Below are 16,721 nucleotides of genomic sequence, written 5' to 3' on the forward strand. Positions count from 1 at the left end.
CCGTATAAAGCCCCCTGGAGCCCCCCCATGACAGACAAGCTGATCATTTTCGATACGACGTTGCGTGATGGCGAACAATCGCCCGGCGCGTCGATGACGAAGGAAGAGAAAATCCGCATCGCGAAGCATCTCGAGCGGATGAAGGTCGACGTGATCGAGGCAGGCTTCGCGGCCAGCTCGAACGGCGACTTCGACGCGATCCACACGATCGCCGGTCTCGTGAAGGACAGCACGATCTGCTCGCTGGCCCGGGCCAACGACAAGGACATCCAGCGTGCGGCCGACGCACTGAAGCCGGCCAACAGCGCGCGAATCCACACGTTCATCGCGACGTCGCCGCTGCACATGGAGAAGAAGCTGCGGATGACGCCCGACCAGGTGTTCGAGCAGGCGCGTCTCGCGGTGCGCTTCGCGCGCAAGTTCACCGACAACGTCGAATTCTCGCCGGAAGACGGCAGCCGCTCGGATCTCGACTTCCTGTGCCGCGTGCTGGAAGCGGTGATCGCCGAAGGCGCGACGACGATCAACATCGCCGACACGGTCGGCTATGGCGTGCCGGAACTCTACGGCAACCTCGTGAAGACGCTGCGCGAACGCATTCCGAACTCGGACAAGGCGATCTTCTCCGTGCATTGCCACAACGACCTCGGGATGGCGGTGGCGAACTCGCTGGCTGGCGTGAAGATCGGCGGCGCACGGCAGATCGAGTGCACGATCAACGGTCTCGGCGAGCGCGCGGGCAACACGTCGCTCGAAGAAATCGTGATGGCGGTGAAGACGCGCAAGGACTACTTCGGCCTCGATGTCGGCATCGACACGACGCAGATCGTGCCGACGTCGAAGCTCGTGTCGCAGATCACCGGTTTCGTCGTGCAGCCGAACAAGGCCGTGGTCGGCGCGAACGCGTTCGCGCACGCGTCGGGTATCCACCAGGACGGCGTGCTGAAGGCGCGCGACACCTACGAGATCATGCGCGCGGAAGACGTGGGCTGGACCGCGAACAAGATCGTGCTCGGCAAGCTGTCGGGCCGCAACGCGTTCAAGCAGCGCCTGCAGGAGCTCGGCGTGTCGCTCGACAGCGAAGCCGAACTGAACGCCGCATTCATGCGCTTCAAGGATCTCGCCGACCGCAAGGCCGAGATCTTCGACGAAGACATCATCGCGATCGTCTCCGAAGAGTCTGCACTCGCGCAGGAGCAGGAACACTTCAAGTTCGTGTCGCTGTCGCAGCGCTCGGAAACCGGCGAGCAGCCGCAGGCGAAGGTCGTGTTCGCGGTCGAAGGCAAGGAAGTGACCGGCGAGGCGCGCGGCAACGGCCCGGTCGATGCGACGTTCAACGCGATCGAAGGCGAAGTGGGCAGCGGCTCCGAACTGCTGCTGTACTCGGTGAACGCGATCACGACCGGCACGCAGGCGCAGGGCGAAGTGACCGTCCGGCTGTCGAAGAGCGGCCGGATCGTGAACGGCGTCGGCACCGATCCGGACATCGTCGCGGCGTCTGCGAAGGCGTACATCGCCGCGCTGAACAAGCTGCACTCGAAGGACGACAAGCTCAACCCGCAGCGTTCATAAGCTGCGCGTCGGGCGCTGAACGCCTGGAACGCCCCGTGCGGCCTTGCGCCGCCCGGGGCGTTTTTTCATGCGCCGCTTATTCCGCGGCCGGCGCACGGAACAGCCAGCGGCGCGCGGCCGGGCGCGGCGCCGGGCTGCGGCGGCGGAATTCGACCGCGATTGCGCGCCGCGGCGCATCGGCGACGAATGCGTCGATCAGCTCCAGCACGTCGTGATCGATGTAGTCGGCGCGCGTCGCGTCGATGATCACGGCCGCGCGGTCCGGAATGTGCCGCAGGTGATGCTTGACCTGCACCTTGCCGACGAACGACACGTCCTTGCGGAATGACAGCAGGAAGTGATCGTCGTGCTGCGCGAGCGTGACGGGGCTCTTCAGGTTCGCGACCGCGACCGCCAGCACGCTGCACGCGAGGCCGAGCGCGATGCCGAACAGCAGGTCGACCGCCAGCACACCCGCAATCGTCGCGGCGAACGGCACGAACGCGGCCGGACCCTGCTTCAGCACCGAGCGGAACAGCGTCGGTTTCGCGAGCTTCACGCCGGTGTGGATCAGGATCGCCGCGAGGCTCGCGAGCGGGATCAGGTTGATCAGGCCGGTGAGCGCGAACACGCTGGCAAGCAGTAGCACTCCGTGCACGATCGCCGACATCCGGCTTTGCGCCCCCGCATTCACGTTGACCGAGCTGCGCACGATCACCGACGTGATCGGCAGCCCGCCGACCGCGCCCGCGACGAGATTGCCGACGCCCTGTGCCTTCAGCTCGCGATCCGGCTGGGTCGGCCGGCGCTTCGGATCGATCTGTTCGACCGCTTCCAGGCTCAGCAGCGTCTCGAGGCTCGCGACCACGGCGAGCGTGATCGCGACGCGCCACACGTCCGGATTGACGAGCTGGGCGAAGTTCGGGCCGAGCTCCGCATGCTTGAGCGATGCCGCGAGCGCCGTGAACGATTCGAGTTCGGGCAGCGTGACGCGATGCGCGGCGCCCGGCGCGACCGACGGCACGAGCGCGCCGAGCAACAGCGTTGCGCCGATGCCGAACAGGACCACCGCAAGCGGCGCGGGGACCGCGCGCGCCCATGCAAAGCGCTTGAGCGCCGGCGTGTCCCATGCGACGAGCAGCGCGACGGACACCAGCGCGATGGCCGTGGCTGCCCATGCGGTCGGCAGGCCCGGCCATGATGCAAACGATTGCGCGGCCGCGCCGCCGATACCGAATGCGAACGGAATCTGCTTCACGACCAGCAGCAGGCCGATCGCGGCGAGCATGCCCTTGATGACGGGCGATGGCACGTAGGCGGCGAAGCGGCCGGCGCGCAGCATGCCGAAGCCGAACTGGAGGACACCGGACAGCAGCACCGCGAGCAGGAAGGCGGAGAAGCTGCCGAGTTGCGCGATCCCTTCGACGACGATCACGACGAGGCCGGCTGCCGGCCCGCTCACGGACAGCGACGAGCCGCTCAGCAGCGCGACGACGATCCCGCCGACGATGCCGGACACCAGCCCGGCAAACGGCTCGACGCCGGATGCATTGGCGATGCCGAGACACAGCGGCAGCGCGACGAGGAAAACGACGACGCCGGCGACGATGTCGCGCGGCAGGGTGGACAGACGCTCGTTCAGTTTCATGGTTGGGGTGATTTCAGGGGCGTTGAGGCGGGCGCGGATCAGCCGAATGCGACGGCCGCGGTGGCGTGCTCGGGTTCGGCTGCGGCCGGCGGTGTCGTGTAGCCGGAATCGAGCTCCGTCAGGCGGCCGTCGGCGACGGAGAAGATCCAGCCGTGCACGAGGGGCGGTCGCGGTCGACCCTGCACGATCGGCGACGCACGCAGCAGCTTCACTTGTTCGAGCACGTTCAGCTCCGCGAGGCGGTCGGCGGCGGCCGCGTCGTCGAGCCCGCCGAGCGTGTCGCGATGGCGCCGCGCAAGCGCGCAGAGCGGCGCGATGCGGCGGGCGACGTGCGGCAGGTCGGTCGGCGGCGGCAGCAGCGATGCGCGGACGCCGCCGCAGCCGTAGTGGCCGCACACGATGACGTGGTCGACCTCGAGCACGCGCACCGCATACTCGAGCACGCTCGCGGCATTGTCGTCGTCGGGATGGAACAGGTTCGCGATGTTGCGATGGACGAACAGCTCGCCCGGCACGCAATGCGTGATGGTCTCGGCCGGCACGCGGCTGTCGGCGCAGCCGATCCACAGCACGCGCGGATTCTGGCCGCGCGCGAGTGCGTCGAAGAAGCCGGGCGTGTGTTCGCGCGTCTCGCGGGCCCAGGCGATGTTGGCAACCAGCATGCTCTTGGGGCGATTCATGAGGACTCCTTTTAAATAAGGACGGACGACGATCACTCGAAATGGCGTCTCCGAATGCTTTCGGAATTGAAAGGTTTATTTCGACCGATATTAGGGGTATGCCCTAGCGCTCGGTGCCACTGATACAAATTGTTTCAAATGGGAATGTCGAGGTGCATCGCATGCACCAATGCAACGCATGACATGCATCGCGCATGCCGGTTTCCCGTCCGGTAAGGGATTCCGCGCGACGGCATCGCGAGAGGGCCGTGATCGGAACGGATTGCCGGTTCCTTTCCGGATCAACCGAATAGGGCGACAAAAACGCAATGGCCATTCACGCGCTTATTCGTGAATGGCCATTGGGAAATCGCGCAGAAATCGCGCAATCGGTCAGAACAGGTTGCGGCGGTCGGGGTCGTGCAGCGGGTCCGGCGTCTTCTGCGTGGTGCGCAGGATGCCCTGCGGATCGAAGTAGAAGCTGTACATCATGTACCAGACGTTGTCTTCCAGATACCGGTAGGTCCACACCTCGCGCTTCATCAGCGGGAAGTAGGATGTCTCGACCGGCCGGCCGAAATTGACGAGCACGTCGGTCTTCGTCCACTTGCCGATCTCCGCGCGATAGAACTCGCTCGGCTGCAGCACCTGGCGCACGTTGACGATCTTGTGGGCTGCGTCGACGTCGGCCGCGACGGTGGTCTCGCCCATCGGCTGGGTCGGCCACATCAGGCGCTTGCCGCCGCCGGGCAGATCGTAGATCTCGCGCGGCGGGCCCATGCGCGCGACGATCGCCGACTCGTCCTGGCCGGCCTGGTATTGCTGCCACGGTTGCGCGCAACCGGCGAGCAGCGCCGCCGCACTGGCGACCAGCACCGGCAGGCGCACGGGAATGCGAATGCGCATGGGATCCTCCAGAACTCTCTGACGGTTCAGTTGTATCACGGACGGCGCACGCCGGTGCATCGCGCCGAAAAAATCGGTGCGGATCGCAGCCGACGGGCCGCCGGTGTGCCGTGTCTCGCCATGCTTGCAGGCGGCGGGGCCGGCGGCCTATGATCCGCGCTTCTCGAACGGATTGAAGGGCAGGTGGCCGATGCAGCTGTGGAAGCGGTGCGCGCTCGCGTTGAGTGCGGGATGGATGCTGGCGTCGTCCGCGTACGCCGTGGGCGAGCCGGTGCGGATCGCGCTGATCGAAGGCATGTCGGGCCCGTTCGCGAACGCGGGCGCGGCCGTCGAGCGCAACCTGCGCTTCGGCGTCGAACAGGTCAACGCGGCCGGCGGCGTGAAGCTGCGCGACGGCGCGCATCCGCTGGAGCTGGTCGTGCTCGACAGCAAGGGCAGCCCCGAAGAGGCGCTCGTGCAATTGCGCGTGGCCGCGGACCGGCACATCGGGTTCGTCGCGCAGGGCAACAGCTCGGCGGTCGCGGCGGCGCTCGTCGCGGCGCTCGACAAGCTGAACGCGCGCAATCCCGACAGCCGGATGCTGTTCCTCAACTATTCGGCCGACGATCCGGCGCTGACCGGCGCGCATTGCAGCTTCTGGCATTTCCGTTTCGACGCTCACGCGGGGATGCGGATGGCCGCGCTGGCCGACGTGATGGCGCGCGACCGCACGCTGCACAAGGTCTATCTGCTGAACCAGGACTACAGCTTCGGCCACGACGTCAGTGCGCTGGCGCGGCAGGCGCTGGCCGAGCGGCGCCCCGACGTGACGATCGCCGGCGACGAATTCCATCCGATCGGCCGGATCAAGGATTTCTCGCCGTATATCGCGAAGATCCGCGCGAGCGGGGCCGACGCGGTCGTGACCGGCAACTGGGGCAACGATCTCACGCTGCTCGTGAAGGCGGCGCGCGAGCAGGGGCTCAATGCAAAGTTCTATACGTTCTACGGCAACAGCCTCGGCGCGCCGGCCGCGCTCGGCGACGCGGGCGTCGGGCGGGTGATCGCCGTCGCGGACTGGCATCCGAACGCGGGCGGCGCGAAGTCGGACGCGTTCTATCGCGCGTTCCGGACCCGTTTCCCGGCGCCGCAGGACGACTACCCGGTACGCCGCATGAGCCTGATGGTCGAGATGCTCGCGGCCGCGATGAACCGGACCGGCTCGGCCGACCCCGTCGCGGTGGCGCGTGCGCTCGAGGGGCTGTCGTTCGACGACGGCTTCCATGCGTCGACCATGCGCGCGCAGGATCATCAGCTGATCCAGCCCCTTTACGTGATGGAAATGGACAAGGTCGGCACGCCCGGCGTGCGCTTCGACAACGAGGGCTCCGGCTACGGTTTCCGGACGGTTCTCGCGGTGCCCGCACAGCGCACGCAGATACCGTCGACCTGCTCGATGACGCGCCCGTGACAGGGGGCGGTAGGAACGGCGTGCAGTTGTGCTACAATGCCCGCCGGTTGTAAGTCACGGCACGGCCATTCTTCCGTGTCCGCCTGTTAGTCAGTCAGTAGGAAATAAAGGAAATCACATGTCTGTTGCAGATATCAAGAAGTCGGAAGTCGTTGCTCAGTTCGCCCGCGGTACCAACGACACGGGGTCGCCCGAAGTCCAGGTCGCACTGCTGACCGCACGTATCGTCGAACTGACGGGTCACTTCAAGACCCACGCGAAGGACCACCACAGCCGCCGCGGCCTGCTGCGCATGGTGAGCCGCCGCCGCAAGCTGCTCGACTACCTCAAGGGCAAGGATGCCGACCGTTACCGCGCGCTGATCGAGAAGCTGGGTCTGCGTAAGTAATCGAGGCGATTGCCGCCAGCAAGATGCCTGTGTCAGTCCGCTGATGCAGGCATTTTGTTTTTGCGCGGTGCGTAGCGTCACGCGCACTGCAGGTCGTTCGGCACGTGAATGCCGGACTGCCGGAACGGCTGATGCCGGGGTCGGGATTTGTGTCATTCCAGCGCGCTGCTCGGCGAGCGACGCACTGGAATGGCATAAGAAACACACCTTGCTCCGGGTGATTCGGTCGGGACGCCGCCGTGCGGGATGGCCCGTGCGGCGAATGAAATGAATGAATTCAAAGGAGCAACCATGTCCATGTTCAACAAGGTCGTGAAGGAATTCCAGTGGGGCCAGCACAAGGTGCGCCTCGAAACCGGTGAAGTCGCCCGTCAGGCGAGCGGTGCCGTGATCGTCGACGTGGAAGACACCGTCGTGCTGGCAACCGTCGTCGGCGCGAAGTCGGCGAAGCCGGGTCAGGACTTCTTCCCGCTGACCGTCGACTACCTCGAAAAGACCTACTCGGCCGGCAAGATCCCGGGCGGCTTCTTCCGTCGCGAAGGCCGTCCGTCGGAACACGAGACGCTGACGTCGCGCCTGATCGACCGTCCGCTGCGCCCGCTGTTCCCGGAAGGCTTCTACAACGAAGTCCAGGTCGTGATCCACGTGCTGTCCGTGAACCCGGAAATCCCGGCGGACATCCCCGCGCTGATCGGTGCATCGGCTGCGCTCGCCGTGTCGGGCCTGCCGTTCAACGGTCCGGTCGGTGCTGCGCGCGTCGCCTACATCGACAACGCCTACGTGCTGAACCCGACGCGTGACCAGCTCAAGGCATCGAGCCTCGACCTCGTCGTCGCCGGTACGGAGCGCGCGGTGCTGATGGTCGAATCGGAAGCCGATCAGCTGCCGGAAGACGTGATGCTCGGCGCTGTCGTGTTCGGTCACGAGCAGATGCAGACGGCGATCGACGCGATCCACGAACTCGTGCGCGAAGGCGGCAAGCCCGAGTGGGACTGGCAGCCGGCCCCGAAGAACGAAGCGCTGATCGCGCGCGTGACGGAACTGGCGCAAGGCGACCTGCTCGCCGCTTACCAGCTGCGCGACAAGCAAGCACGTTCGACGAAGCTGAAGGAAGTCTACGCGGCGACCTCGGCGAAGCTCGAGCAAGACGCGCTGGCGGCCGGTACGGTCGCGGCCGACAAGGCTACCGTCGGCAACGTCCTGTTCGACATCGAAGCGCAGATCGTCCGTTCGCAGATCCTGAACGGCGAGCCGCGCATCGACGGTCGCGACACGCGCACCGTGCGTCCGATCGAGATCCGCACCGGCGTGCTGCCGCGCACCCACGGTTCGGCGCTGTTCACGCGTGGCGAAACGCAGGCGCTCGTCGTCGCGACGCTCGGCACGAAGGGTGACGAGCAGATCATCGACGCGCTCGAAGGCGAATACCGCGAGCGCTTCATGCTTCACTACAACATGCCCCCGTTTGCAACCGGCGAAACGGGCCGCGTCGGCTCGCCGAAGCGCCGCGAAATCGGCCACGGCCGCCTCGCGAAGCGCGCACTGGTGAAGTGCCTGCCGAGCGCCGACGAATTCGGCTACTCGATCCGCGTCGTGTCGGAAATCACCGAATCGAACGGTTCGTCGTCGATGGCATCGGTGTGCGGCGGCTGCCTCGCGCTGATGGACGCCGGCGTGCCGATGAAGGCACACGTCGCGGGTATCGCGATGGGCCTGATCCTCGAAGGCAACAAGTTCGCGGTGCTGACCGACATCCTCGGCGACGAAGATCACCTCGGCGACATGGACTTCAAGGTGGCCGGCACGGAACAAGGCGTGACGGCGCTGCAGATGGACATCAAGATCCAGGGCATCACGAAGGAAATCATGCAGGTCGCGCTCGCGCAGGCGAAGGAAGGCCGCATGCACATCCTCGGCAAGATGACGTCGGCGGTCGCGGGTGCGAACACGCAGCTGTCGGAATTCGCGCCGCGCATGATCACGGTCAAGATCAACCCGGAAAAGATCCGCGACGTGATCGGCAAGGGCGGTTCGGTGATCCGCGCGCTGACCGAAGAAACCGGCACGACCATCGACATCTCGGATGACGGTGTCGTGACGATCGCGAGCACGAACAGCGAAGGCATGGCCGAAGCGAAGAAGCGCATCGAGCAAATCACGGCCGAGATCGAAGTGGGTCAGGTGTACGAAGGCACGGTGCTCAAGCTGCTCGATTTCGGTGCGATCGTGAACCTGCTGCCGGGCAAGGACGGCCTGCTGCACATCTCGGAAATCGTCAACGAGCGCGTGAAGGACATCAACGACTACCTGAAGGAAGGTCAACAGGTCAAGGTCAAGGTGATCCAGACGGACGAGAAGGGTCGTGTGCGTCTGTCGGCCAAGGCGCTGCTGAACGAAGCAGCTGCCGCGTCGCAGTCGGATACGCCGCCGCAGCAGTAAGCGGACAGGCGTGAAAACGGCCGGCAGTGCGAAAGCGTGCCGGCCGTTTTTTCTGTAGCATCGTTGTGCGGCGCAGCAGCGCCGGCGAGCGGCCCGTGCGGCGTACGGGCCCGTCCCCGATTCCGATCCTGGAGACCACCATGAAAGCCATCGAAATCACCGAATTCGGCGCCCCCGACGTGCTGAAGCTCGCGGAGCGTCCGCGCCCCGAACCGAAGCGCGGCGAGGTGCTGATCAAGGTGACGGCTTCCGGCGTGAACCGGCCGGACGTATTCCAGCGCAAGGGCGCGTATGCGCCGCCGCCGGGTGCGTCGGACCTGCCCGGGCTCGAAGTGGCGGGCGAGATCGTCGGCGGCGACTTGTCGGATGTCGCGTCGAATCCGTTCGGCCTGAAGCTCGGCGATCGCGTCTGTGCGCTGCTCGCGGGCGGCGGCTATGCCGAATATGCGGTGGCGCCGCTGCCGCAATGCCTGCCGGTGCCCGACGGGCTCGCCGACATCGAAGCCGCATCGTTGCCCGAAACGTTCTTCACGGTGTGGAGCAACGTGTTCGATCGCGCGCAACTGGGTGCGGGCGAGGGCGGCGGGCAGGAAACGCTGCTCGTGCAGGGCGGCTCAAGCGGGATCGGCGTGACGGCGATCCAGATTGCGCACGCGCTTGGTTTTCGCGTGTTTGCGACGGCCGGCAACGCCGACAAATGCCGCGCATGCGAGGCGCTCGGCGCCGAGCGTGCGATCAACTACAAGACCGAGGACTTCGTCGGGGTCGTGAAGTCGCTGACGCACGATCGCGGCGTCGACGTGATCCTCGACATGGTGGCGGGCTCGTATGTGCCGCGCGAATTGTCCGCGCTTGCGGACGGCGGCCGGCTCGTGCTGATCGCGCTGCTCGGCGGCGCGAAGGCCGAGGTGAATCTCAACGAGATCCTGCGCCGCCGGCTGACGGTGACGGGCTCGACGTTGCGTCCGCGTCCGGTCGAGTTCAAGGCGCGCATCGCTGCGCAGTTGAAGGCGCGCGTGTGGCCGCTGATCGCCGAGAGGTGCATCAAGCCGGTCATCTACCGTGTGCTGCCGGCCGGCGAGGCCGCGCAGGCGCACGCGCTGATGGAAAGCGGCGAGCACATCGGCAAGATCGTGCTCGATTGGGGCGCGAACGCGTGAAGGCCCGCGCAGCGGGCTTGACATGCGCGGTTTGACCGGTTCAAGCCGCGCGCAGTAAAATCGCGGGTTTGCTTCGCCAGATCAAACCAGACGGCCGGTTACCGGCGCGTTGATGGGCGCGTTAATGACCCGATAGTGACGAGACAGACACGATGTCGAAACAAAGAACGAAGCGAGTGATCGGCAACTGGAAGATGCACGGCCGACTGGCCGGCAACCAGGCATTGCTGAACGAAGTGGTGCAGGGTGCGGGCGCGGTGGCGGCTGAAACGTCGATCGGCGTGTGCGTGCCGTTCCCTTACCTCGCGCAGGTTCACGCGCAACTCGGCGATGGCCGTGTCGCGTTCGGCGCGCAGGACGTGTCCGCGCACGAGCAGGGCGCGTTCACCGGCGAAGTGGCGGCCGCTATGGTTGCGGAGTTCGGTGCGCATTATGCGATCGTCGGTCACTCGGAGCGTCGTGCGTATCACGGCGAGCGCAACGAGACGGTTGCGGCGAAGACGCAGCGCGCACTCGTGGCGGGTCTCACGCCTGTCGTGTGTGTCGGCGAGACGCTCGACGAGCGCGAAGCGGGCGCGACCGAGCAGGTGGTCGGTGCGCAGCTCGACGCCGTGCTGGCTGTGTTGACGGCTGACGAAGCTGCGCGCATCGTCGTCGCGTACGAGCCGGTCTGGGCGATCGGCACGGGCAAGAGCGCGACGTCGGCGCAGGCGCAGGACGTCCACGCATTCCTGCGTGCGCGTCTCGTGACGAAGGGCGCGGCGGACGTGTCCGTACTGTACGGCGGCAGCGTGAAGCCGGACAACGCGGAAGAGCTGTTCGCGCAGCCGGACATCGACGGCGGCCTGATTGGCGGCGCGTCGCTGAAGGCGGAAGATTTCCTGGCGATCTGCCGGGCTGCACGTTGAGCGGCTCGGGATCGAATTGAACCATGATGGCGGCCGGTTGGTCCGGTTGCCTGATCCAATCGGGTGGATGTGATGCTGTTATTCAAGACGCTGATTATTGTGGTGCAGGTGCTGTCTGCACTCGGTGTGATTGGTCTCGTGCTGCTGCAGCACGGCAAGGGCGCCGACATGGGTGCCGCATTCGGTAGCGGCGCGTCGGGCAGCCTGTTCGGTGCGACGGGCTCGGCGAACTTCCTGTCGCGCACGACGGGTGTGCTGGCGACGATCTTCTTCGTTGCGACGCTCGCGCTGACGTATCTCGGTTCGTACAAGTCGACGCCGTCGGCGGGCGTGCTGGGTGGGGTCGCGACCGCACCCGCATCGGCGCCTGCTGCGTCGGCGCCGGCGGTTGCTGCGTCCGCTGCTACGACTTCGGCTGCTACGGCTGCGAGCGCGCCGGGCCAGGACGTGCCGAAATAAAAACTGAAATATTTGCCGTTGTGCGTTGAACAATTTTGAAAGACAGGTTAGAATTTAATTCTTGAAGCGATTCGCGGGAAACAGGCAGTACGACCCGAGTTGCATGCAGTGCCGACGTGGTGAAATTGGTAGACACGCTATCTTGAGGGGGTAGTGGCGAAAGCTGTGCGAGTTCGAGTCTCGCCGTCGGCACCAAAGTTACTCAATGCCAGCCGCTCCCGAGTGGCTGGCATTTTTCATTTCTGGGGTGTGTCTTGCGATTGTCTTGTGATCGCAGGCACTCCGAAATGATTCCTTTCGCCGGAAGTGGTATTCTCCGGACGCTCAGAACTAACCGATAGAGGATTGCCTTGAACCTCGCAGCCTATTACCCCGTCTTGTTGTTCCTCCTCGTGGGCACTGGTTTAGGTATAGCGCTGATCAGCATCGGCAAGCTTCTTGGTCCCAACAAGCCGGACGTCGAGAAGAACGCACCGTACGAGTGCGGCTTCGAAGCCTTTGAAGACGCCCGGATGAAATTCGACGTCCGGTACTACCTCGTCGCCATCCTGTTCATCATCTTCGATCTCGAAACCGCATTTCTGTTTCCGTGGGGCGTTGCGCTGCGGGACATCGGCTGGCCTGGTTTCATCGCAATGATGATTTTCCTGCTCGAATTCCTGTTGGGCTTTGCCTACATCTGGAAGAAGGGCGGCCTCGACTGGGAGTGATGGGCTAATCGCCGGTTTGCATGGGCGGCCACGCTGGTTCGCCCGTCTGGAGTGGAAAGCAAATGAGTATCGAAGGGGTCTTGAAGGAAGGGTTTGTCACCACGACGGCTGACAAGCTGATCAACTGGACGCGTACCGGCTCGCTGTGGCCGATGACGTTCGGGCTCGCGTGTTGCGCCGTCGAGATGATGCATGCGGGCGCGGCCCGTTATGACCTGGACCGGTTCGGTGTCGTGTTCCGTCCGAGCCCGCGTCAGTCCGACGTGATGATCGTCGCCGGCACGCTCTGCAACAAGATGGCGCCGGCACTGCGCCGCGTGTATGACCAGATGGCCGAGCCGCGCTGGGTGATCTCGATGGGGTCGTGCGCGAATGGCGGCGGCTACTACCACTACTCGTACTCGGTGGTCCGCGGTTGTGATCGGATCGTGCCGGTCGACGTCTACGTGCCGGGTTGTCCTCCCACCGCCGAGGCGCTCGTCTACGGCGTGATCCAGCTTCAGGCGAAGATCCGTCGCACCAGCACCATCGCCCGTCAATAAAGCCCCGAGCGTCCCCTCAATATGGCAAGCAAAATCGAGACCCTCAAGGCAAACCTCGAAGCCGCGCTCGGCGCGCGCGTGGTGAGCCTCACCGAAGCGATCGGTGAACTGACGCTCGTCGTGAAGGCGAGTGATTACCTCGAAGTCGCAAAGACGCTGCGCGACGATCCGAAGCTCCGTTTCGAGCAGCTGATCGACCTCTGCGGCGTGGACTACCAGACCTACGGCGACGGCGCCTACGACGGCCCGCGTTTCGCTGCCGTGTCGCAGCTGCTGTCGGTCACGAACAATTGGCGCCTGCGCCTGCGCGTATTCGCGCCGGACGACGATCTGCCGATCGTGGCGTCGGTCGTCGACATCTGGACCTCCGCAAACTGGTACGAGCGTGAAGCGTTCGACCTGTACGGCCTGGTGTTCGAAGGACACCCCGACCTGCGCCGCATCCTCACCGATTACGGCTTCATCGGTCACCCGTTCCGCAAGGACTTCCCGGTGTCGGGCTACGTCGAAATGCGCTACGACCCGGAAGAGAAGCGGGTGGTCTACCAGCCGGTGACGATCGAGCCGCGCGAAATCACGCCGCGCGTGATCCGCGAGGATCGCTATGGCGGTCTGAAACATTAAGGGGGCGTCATGGCAGAAATCAAGAACTACACCCTCAACTTCGGCCCGCAACACCCGGCAGCGCACGGTGTGCTGCGCCTGGTGCTCGAGCTCGACGGCGAAGTCATCCAGCGCGCCGATCCGCACATCGGTCTGCTGCATCGCGCGACCGAGAAGCTCGCGGAAAACAAGACCTTCATCCAGTCCGTGCCGTACATGGATCGTCTCGACTACGTGTCGATGATGATCAACGAGCACGGGTACGTGCTGGCGATCGAGCGTCTGCTCGGCATCGAAGTGCCGGAGCGCGCGCAGTACATCCGCGTGCTGTTCGACGAAATCACGCGCGTGCTGAACCACCTGATGTGGATCGGTGCTCACGGGCTCGACGTCGGTGCGATGGCGGTGTTCCTGTACGCATTCCGCGAGCGCGAAGACCTGATGGACGTGTATGAAGCGGTGTCCGGCGCCCGGATGCACGCGGCGTACTACCGTCCGGGTGGCGTCTATCGCGATCTGCCTGACGCAATGCCGCAATACAAGGCGTCGAAGATTCGCAACGAGAAGGCGCTCGCGAAGATGAACGAAGCGCGCAGCGGCTCGGTGCTCGACTTCATCGACGACTTCTTCACGCGCTTCCCGAAGTGCATCGACGAATACGAAACGCTGCTGACCGACAACCGGATCTGGAAACAGCGTCTGGTCGGGATCGGCGTCGTCAGCCCGGAACGTGCACTGCAGATGGGCATGACCGGCCCGATGCTGCGCGGCTCGGGTATCGCGTGGGACCTGCGCAAGAAGCAACCGTACGAAGTCTACGATCGCATGGACTTCGACGTGCCGGTCGGCGTGAACGGCGATTGCTACGACCGCTATCTGGTGCGCGTCGAAGAAATGCGCCAGTCTGTCCGTATCGCGAAACAGTGTATTGAGTGGCTCCGCAAGAATCCGGGCCCGGTGATGACCGACAATCACAAAATTGCGCCGCCGTCGCGCGTCGGCATGAAGACCAACATGGAAGACTTGATTCACCATTTCAAGCTCTTCACCGAAGGTTTTCACGTGCCGGAAGGCGAAGCGTACGCGGCAGTCGAGCATCCGAAGGGCGAATTCGGCATCTATCTGGTGTCGGACGGTGCCAACAAGCCGTATCGCCTCAAGATCCGCGCTCCGGGCTTCGCGCATCTCGCGTCGCTCGACGAAATGGCGCGGGGTCACATGATTGCCGACGCCGTCACGATCATCGGTACGCAGGACATCGTGTTCGGCGAAATCGATCGCTAATGGTTGCGTCGCCTGCGCGAGCGGGCGGCGAGCAGCAAGTCACACGCGATGCGCGCTGAACCGGCGCGGCTTCGCAAGCTGTCAACAGTGAGCGCCAGGTCTGCCGTGCATGCACCGCAGTGCGGCAGGTTGTTCGTTCGGTAGGAATTGAAAGAGTCGTGTCTGAAAATGATCTCAGCTGAAGGCCTGAAAGAAATCGATCGAGCGTTGACGAAGTATCCCGCCGATCAGAAACAGTCCGCCGTGATGTCGGCGTTGGCCGTTGCTCAGGAAGAGCACGGCTGGCTGTCGCCCGAACTGATGCAGTTCGTTGCGAACTATCTCGGCATGCCGGCCGTCGCGGTGCAGGAAGTCGCGACGTTCTACACGATGTACGAGCTCAAACCGGTCGGTAAGCACAAGATCACGCTCTGTACGAACCTCCCGTGCCAGCTGGGCCCGCACGGTGGTGCCGAAGCGACGGCCGACTACCTGAAACAGAAGCTGGGCATCGACTTCGGCGAGACCACGCCCGATGGCAAGTTCACGCTGAAGGAAGGCGAATGCATGGGCTCGTGCGGCGATGCGCCGGTGCTGCTGGTGAACAATCACAGAATGTGCAGCTTCATGAGCCGCGAGAAGATCGACCAGCTGCTTGAGGAGCTTTCGAAATGACGTCCCTCCACGACCGTCACATCAAACCGCTGATCCTCGCTGGTCTGAACGGCGAGAACTGGCACCTCGAAGACTACGTTGCGCGCGGCGGCTACAAGCAGCTGCGCCGCATTCTCGAAGAAAAGATCACGCCCGAGCAGGTGATTGCCGACGTGAAGGCGTCGGGCCTGCGTGGTCGTGGCGGTGCGGGCTTCCCGACCGGCCTGAAGTGGAGCTTCATGCCGCGTCAGTTCCCGGGACAGAAGTACCTCGTCTGCAACTCGGACGAAGGCGAGCCGGGCACGTTCAAGGATCGCGACATCCTGCGCTGGAACCCGCATGCGCTGATCGAAGGCATGGCCATCGGCGCATACGCGATGGGCATCACCGTCGGCTACAACTACATCCACGGTGAAATCTTCGAAGTGTATCGACGCTTCGAGGCCGCGCTCGAGGAAGCGCGCGCCGCGGGTTTCCTCGGCGACAACATCATGGGCTCGGAATTCTCGTTCCAGCTGCACGCGCACCACGGTTACGGCGCGTACATCTGCGGCGAGGAAACGGCACTGCTCGAGTCGCTCGAAGGCAAGAAGGGCCAGCCGCGCTTCAAGCCGCCGTTCCCGGCGAGCTTCGGCGTGTACGGCAAGCCGACCACGATCAACAACACAGAGACGTTTGCCGCGGTGCCGTTCCTGCTGTCCATCGGGCCGCAGAATTACCTCGAGATCGGCAAGCCGAACAACGGCGGCACGAAGATTTTCTCGGTGTCGGGCGACGTCGAGCGTCCGGGCAACTACGAAGTGCCGCTCGGCACGCCGTTCGCGACGCTGATGGAGCTCGCCGGCGGGATGCGCGGCGGTCGCAAGATCAAGGCCGTGATTCCGGGCGGTTCGTCGGCGCCGGTGATTCCGGGCGAGATGATGATGCAGACGGATCTCGATTACGACTCGATCGCGAAGGCGGGCTCGATGCTCGGTTCCGGCGCGGTGATCGTGATGGACGAGACGCGCTGCATGGTGCGTTCGCTGCTGCGCCTGTCGTACTTCTACTACGAGGAATCGTGTGGCCAGTGCACGCCGTGCCGTGAAGGCACCGGCTGGCTGTATCGCGTCGTGAATCGTATCGAGCACGGCGAAGGTCGCCAGGAAGATCTGGACCTGCTGAATTCGGTTGCGGAGAACATCATGGGCCGCACGATCTGCGCGCTTGGCGACGCGGCGGCGATGCCGGTGCGCGGGATGCTCAAGCACTACTGGGACGAATTCGCATACCACGTCGAGCACAAGCATTGCATGGTCGGCGGTCACGCACACGCGGCAGCGGCCTGAAGCGAAGCACCGGGTTGCGGAATTTGAGCGCACGGTCGGGCCAAGGCGCGAGC

The 16,721-nt window shown here is 64.6% G+C and carries 16 protein-coding genes and 1 tRNA gene; 14 read left to right on the forward strand and 3 right to left on the reverse strand.

The annotated features are described in order from the left end of the window. The first annotated feature begins 27 nt into the window (after window positions 1–27). Window positions 28–1,572: a 2-isopropylmalate synthase gene (locus tag BX604_RS12375; RefSeq protein WP_098551048.1), complete on the forward strand. Its 1,545-nt coding sequence runs from the start codon at window positions 28–30 to the stop codon at window positions 1,570–1,572. Window positions 1,573–1,648: 76 nt separating this feature from the next. Here BX604_RS12375 and BX604_RS12380 read toward each other — a convergent pair whose 3' ends face one another. The 3 genes from BX604_RS12380 to BX604_RS12390 all read right to left on the reverse strand — a co-directional run bounded on the left by BX604_RS12380 (window position 1,649) and on the right by BX604_RS12390 (window position 4,764). Then, window positions 1,649–3,199: a SulP family inorganic anion transporter gene (locus BX604_RS12380; RefSeq protein ID WP_098551049.1), complete on the reverse strand. Its 1,551-nt coding sequence runs from the start codon at window positions 3,197–3,199 to the stop codon at window positions 1,649–1,651. A gap of 38 nt (window positions 3,200–3,237) precedes the next feature. Beyond that, window positions 3,238–3,879 (reverse strand): carbonic anhydrase, encoded by a 642-nt coding sequence (locus tag BX604_RS12385; protein WP_098551050.1) that lies wholly within the window; start codon window positions 3,877–3,879, stop codon window positions 3,238–3,240. A 372-nt stretch (window positions 3,880–4,251) separates the two neighbouring features. Beyond that, window positions 4,252–4,764 carry a hypothetical protein gene (locus tag BX604_RS12390; RefSeq protein WP_098551051.1) on the reverse strand — a complete coding sequence of 171 codons (513 nt, stop codon included), beginning with the start codon at window positions 4,762–4,764 and terminating at the stop codon, window positions 4,252–4,254. A 190-nt stretch (window positions 4,765–4,954) separates the two neighbouring features. Between BX604_RS12390 and BX604_RS12395 the strand changes: the two genes are divergently transcribed. The 13 genes from BX604_RS12395 (at window position 4,955) to nuoF (ending at window position 16,668) form a co-directional block, all read left to right on the forward strand. Then, on the forward strand, window positions 4,955–6,214 hold the full coding sequence (locus tag BX604_RS12395; protein ID WP_098551052.1) for a branched-chain amino acid ABC transporter substrate-binding protein: 1,260 nt from the start codon (window positions 4,955–4,957) through the stop codon (window positions 6,212–6,214). Between the two features lie 118 nt (window positions 6,215–6,332). Further along, complete coding sequence (gene rpsO, locus BX604_RS12400; protein ID WP_006398792.1) at window positions 6,333–6,602, forward strand: 30S ribosomal protein S15; 270 nt, start codon at window positions 6,333–6,335, stop codon at window positions 6,600–6,602. A 291-nt stretch (window positions 6,603–6,893) separates the two neighbouring features. Beyond that, the gene (pnp, locus tag BX604_RS12405) at window positions 6,894–9,041 is read left to right on the forward strand and encodes a polyribonucleotide nucleotidyltransferase (protein ID WP_098551053.1); all 2,148 of its coding nucleotides are present in this window, start codon (window positions 6,894–6,896) and stop codon (window positions 9,039–9,041) included. Window positions 9,042–9,181: 140 nt separating this feature from the next. Continuing rightward, window positions 9,182–10,201 (forward strand): NAD(P)H-quinone oxidoreductase, encoded by a 1,020-nt coding sequence (locus BX604_RS12410; protein WP_098552847.1) that lies wholly within the window; start codon window positions 9,182–9,184, stop codon window positions 10,199–10,201. Between the two features lie 152 nt (window positions 10,202–10,353). After that, entirely contained in the window at window positions 10,354–11,109 is a 756-nt protein-coding gene (gene tpiA, locus BX604_RS12415; RefSeq protein ID WP_098551054.1) for a triose-phosphate isomerase, read from the forward strand. Window positions 11,110–11,181: 72 nt separating this feature from the next. After that, the gene (gene secG, locus BX604_RS12420; RefSeq protein WP_098551055.1) at window positions 11,182–11,568 is read left to right on the forward strand and encodes a preprotein translocase subunit SecG; all 387 of its coding nucleotides are present in this window, start codon (window positions 11,182–11,184) and stop codon (window positions 11,566–11,568) included. Window positions 11,569–11,678: 110 nt separating this feature from the next. Continuing rightward, window positions 11,679–11,763 (forward strand) — tRNA-Leu (locus BX604_RS12425). 155 nt (window positions 11,764–11,918) lie between these two features. After that, window positions 11,919–12,278, forward strand: a complete 360-nt coding sequence (locus tag BX604_RS12430) for an NADH-quinone oxidoreductase subunit A (RefSeq protein WP_096507621.1) — start codon at window positions 11,919–11,921, stop codon at window positions 12,276–12,278. Window positions 12,279–12,340: 62 nt separating this feature from the next. Further along, a complete protein-coding gene (locus tag BX604_RS12435) occupies window positions 12,341–12,820 on the forward strand; it encodes a NuoB/complex I 20 kDa subunit family protein (protein ID WP_004186402.1) in 480 nt (159 codons plus the stop codon). A 21-nt stretch (window positions 12,821–12,841) separates the two neighbouring features. Continuing rightward, the gene (locus BX604_RS12440; protein WP_096507619.1) at window positions 12,842–13,444 is read left to right on the forward strand and encodes an NADH-quinone oxidoreductase subunit C; all 603 of its coding nucleotides are present in this window, start codon (window positions 12,842–12,844) and stop codon (window positions 13,442–13,444) included. Window positions 13,445–13,453: 9 nt separating this feature from the next. After that, a complete protein-coding gene (locus BX604_RS12445; RefSeq protein WP_096507618.1) occupies window positions 13,454–14,707 on the forward strand; it encodes an NADH-quinone oxidoreductase subunit D in 1,254 nt (417 codons plus the stop codon). Between the two features lie 168 nt (window positions 14,708–14,875). After that, the gene (gene nuoE / locus BX604_RS12450) at window positions 14,876–15,361 is read left to right on the forward strand and encodes an NADH-quinone oxidoreductase subunit NuoE (RefSeq protein WP_096507617.1); all 486 of its coding nucleotides are present in this window, start codon (window positions 14,876–14,878) and stop codon (window positions 15,359–15,361) included. Beyond that, on the forward strand, window positions 15,358–16,668 hold the full coding sequence (gene nuoF / locus BX604_RS12455) for an NADH-quinone oxidoreductase subunit NuoF (protein WP_096507616.1): 1,311 nt from the start codon (window positions 15,358–15,360) through the stop codon (window positions 16,666–16,668). The genes nuoE and nuoF overlap by 4 nt, the downstream gene beginning before the upstream one ends. Window positions 16,669–16,721: the final 53 nt, after the last annotated feature.

It is taken from the genome of Burkholderia sp. JKS000303 (assembly GCF_002563755.1).
In the GTDB taxonomy this organism is placed as follows: Bacteria; Pseudomonadota; Gammaproteobacteria; order Burkholderiales; family Burkholderiaceae; genus Burkholderia; species Burkholderia anthina_B.

Excerpts from the sequence above, each read along its gene's own strand:
- BX604_RS12385 (WP_098551050.1), bottom strand. The coding sequence starts at position 3,879 with ATGAATCGCCCCAAGAGCATGCTGGTTGCCAACATCGCCTGGGCCCGC.
- BX604_RS12440 (WP_096507619.1), top strand. The coding sequence starts at position 12,842 with ATGGCAAGCAAAATCGAGACCCTCAAGGCAAACCTCGAAGCCGCGCTC.
- pnp (WP_098551053.1), top strand. The coding sequence starts at position 6,894 with ATGTCCATGTTCAACAAGGTCGTGAAGGAATTCCAGTGGGGCCAGCAC.
- BX604_RS12410 (WP_098552847.1), top strand. The coding sequence starts at position 9,182 with ATGAAAGCCATCGAAATCACCGAATTCGGCGCCCCCGACGTGCTGAAG.
- tpiA (WP_098551054.1), top strand. The coding sequence starts at position 10,354 with ATGTCGAAACAAAGAACGAAGCGAGTGATCGGCAACTGGAAGATGCAC.
- BX604_RS12445 (WP_096507618.1), top strand. The coding sequence starts at position 13,454 with ATGGCAGAAATCAAGAACTACACCCTCAACTTCGGCCCGCAACACCCG.
- secG (WP_098551055.1), top strand. The coding sequence starts at position 11,182 with ATGCTGTTATTCAAGACGCTGATTATTGTGGTGCAGGTGCTGTCTGCA.
- rpsO (WP_006398792.1), top strand. The coding sequence starts at position 6,333 with ATGTCTGTTGCAGATATCAAGAAGTCGGAAGTCGTTGCTCAGTTCGCC.
- BX604_RS12390 (WP_098551051.1), bottom strand. The coding sequence starts at position 4,764 with ATGCGCATTCGCATTCCCGTGCGCCTGCCGGTGCTGGTCGCCAGTGCG.
- nuoF (WP_096507616.1), top strand. The coding sequence starts at position 15,358 with ATGACGTCCCTCCACGACCGTCACATCAAACCGCTGATCCTCGCTGGT.
- BX604_RS12380 (WP_098551049.1), bottom strand. The coding sequence starts at position 3,199 with ATGAAACTGAACGAGCGTCTGTCCACCCTGCCGCGCGACATCGTCGCC.
- nuoE (WP_096507617.1), top strand. The coding sequence starts at position 14,876 with ATGATCTCAGCTGAAGGCCTGAAAGAAATCGATCGAGCGTTGACGAAG.
- BX604_RS12375 (WP_098551048.1), top strand. The coding sequence starts at position 28 with ATGACAGACAAGCTGATCATTTTCGATACGACGTTGCGTGATGGCGAA.
- BX604_RS12395 (WP_098551052.1), top strand. The coding sequence starts at position 4,955 with ATGCAGCTGTGGAAGCGGTGCGCGCTCGCGTTGAGTGCGGGATGGATG.
- BX604_RS12435 (WP_004186402.1), top strand. The coding sequence starts at position 12,341 with ATGAGTATCGAAGGGGTCTTGAAGGAAGGGTTTGTCACCACGACGGCT.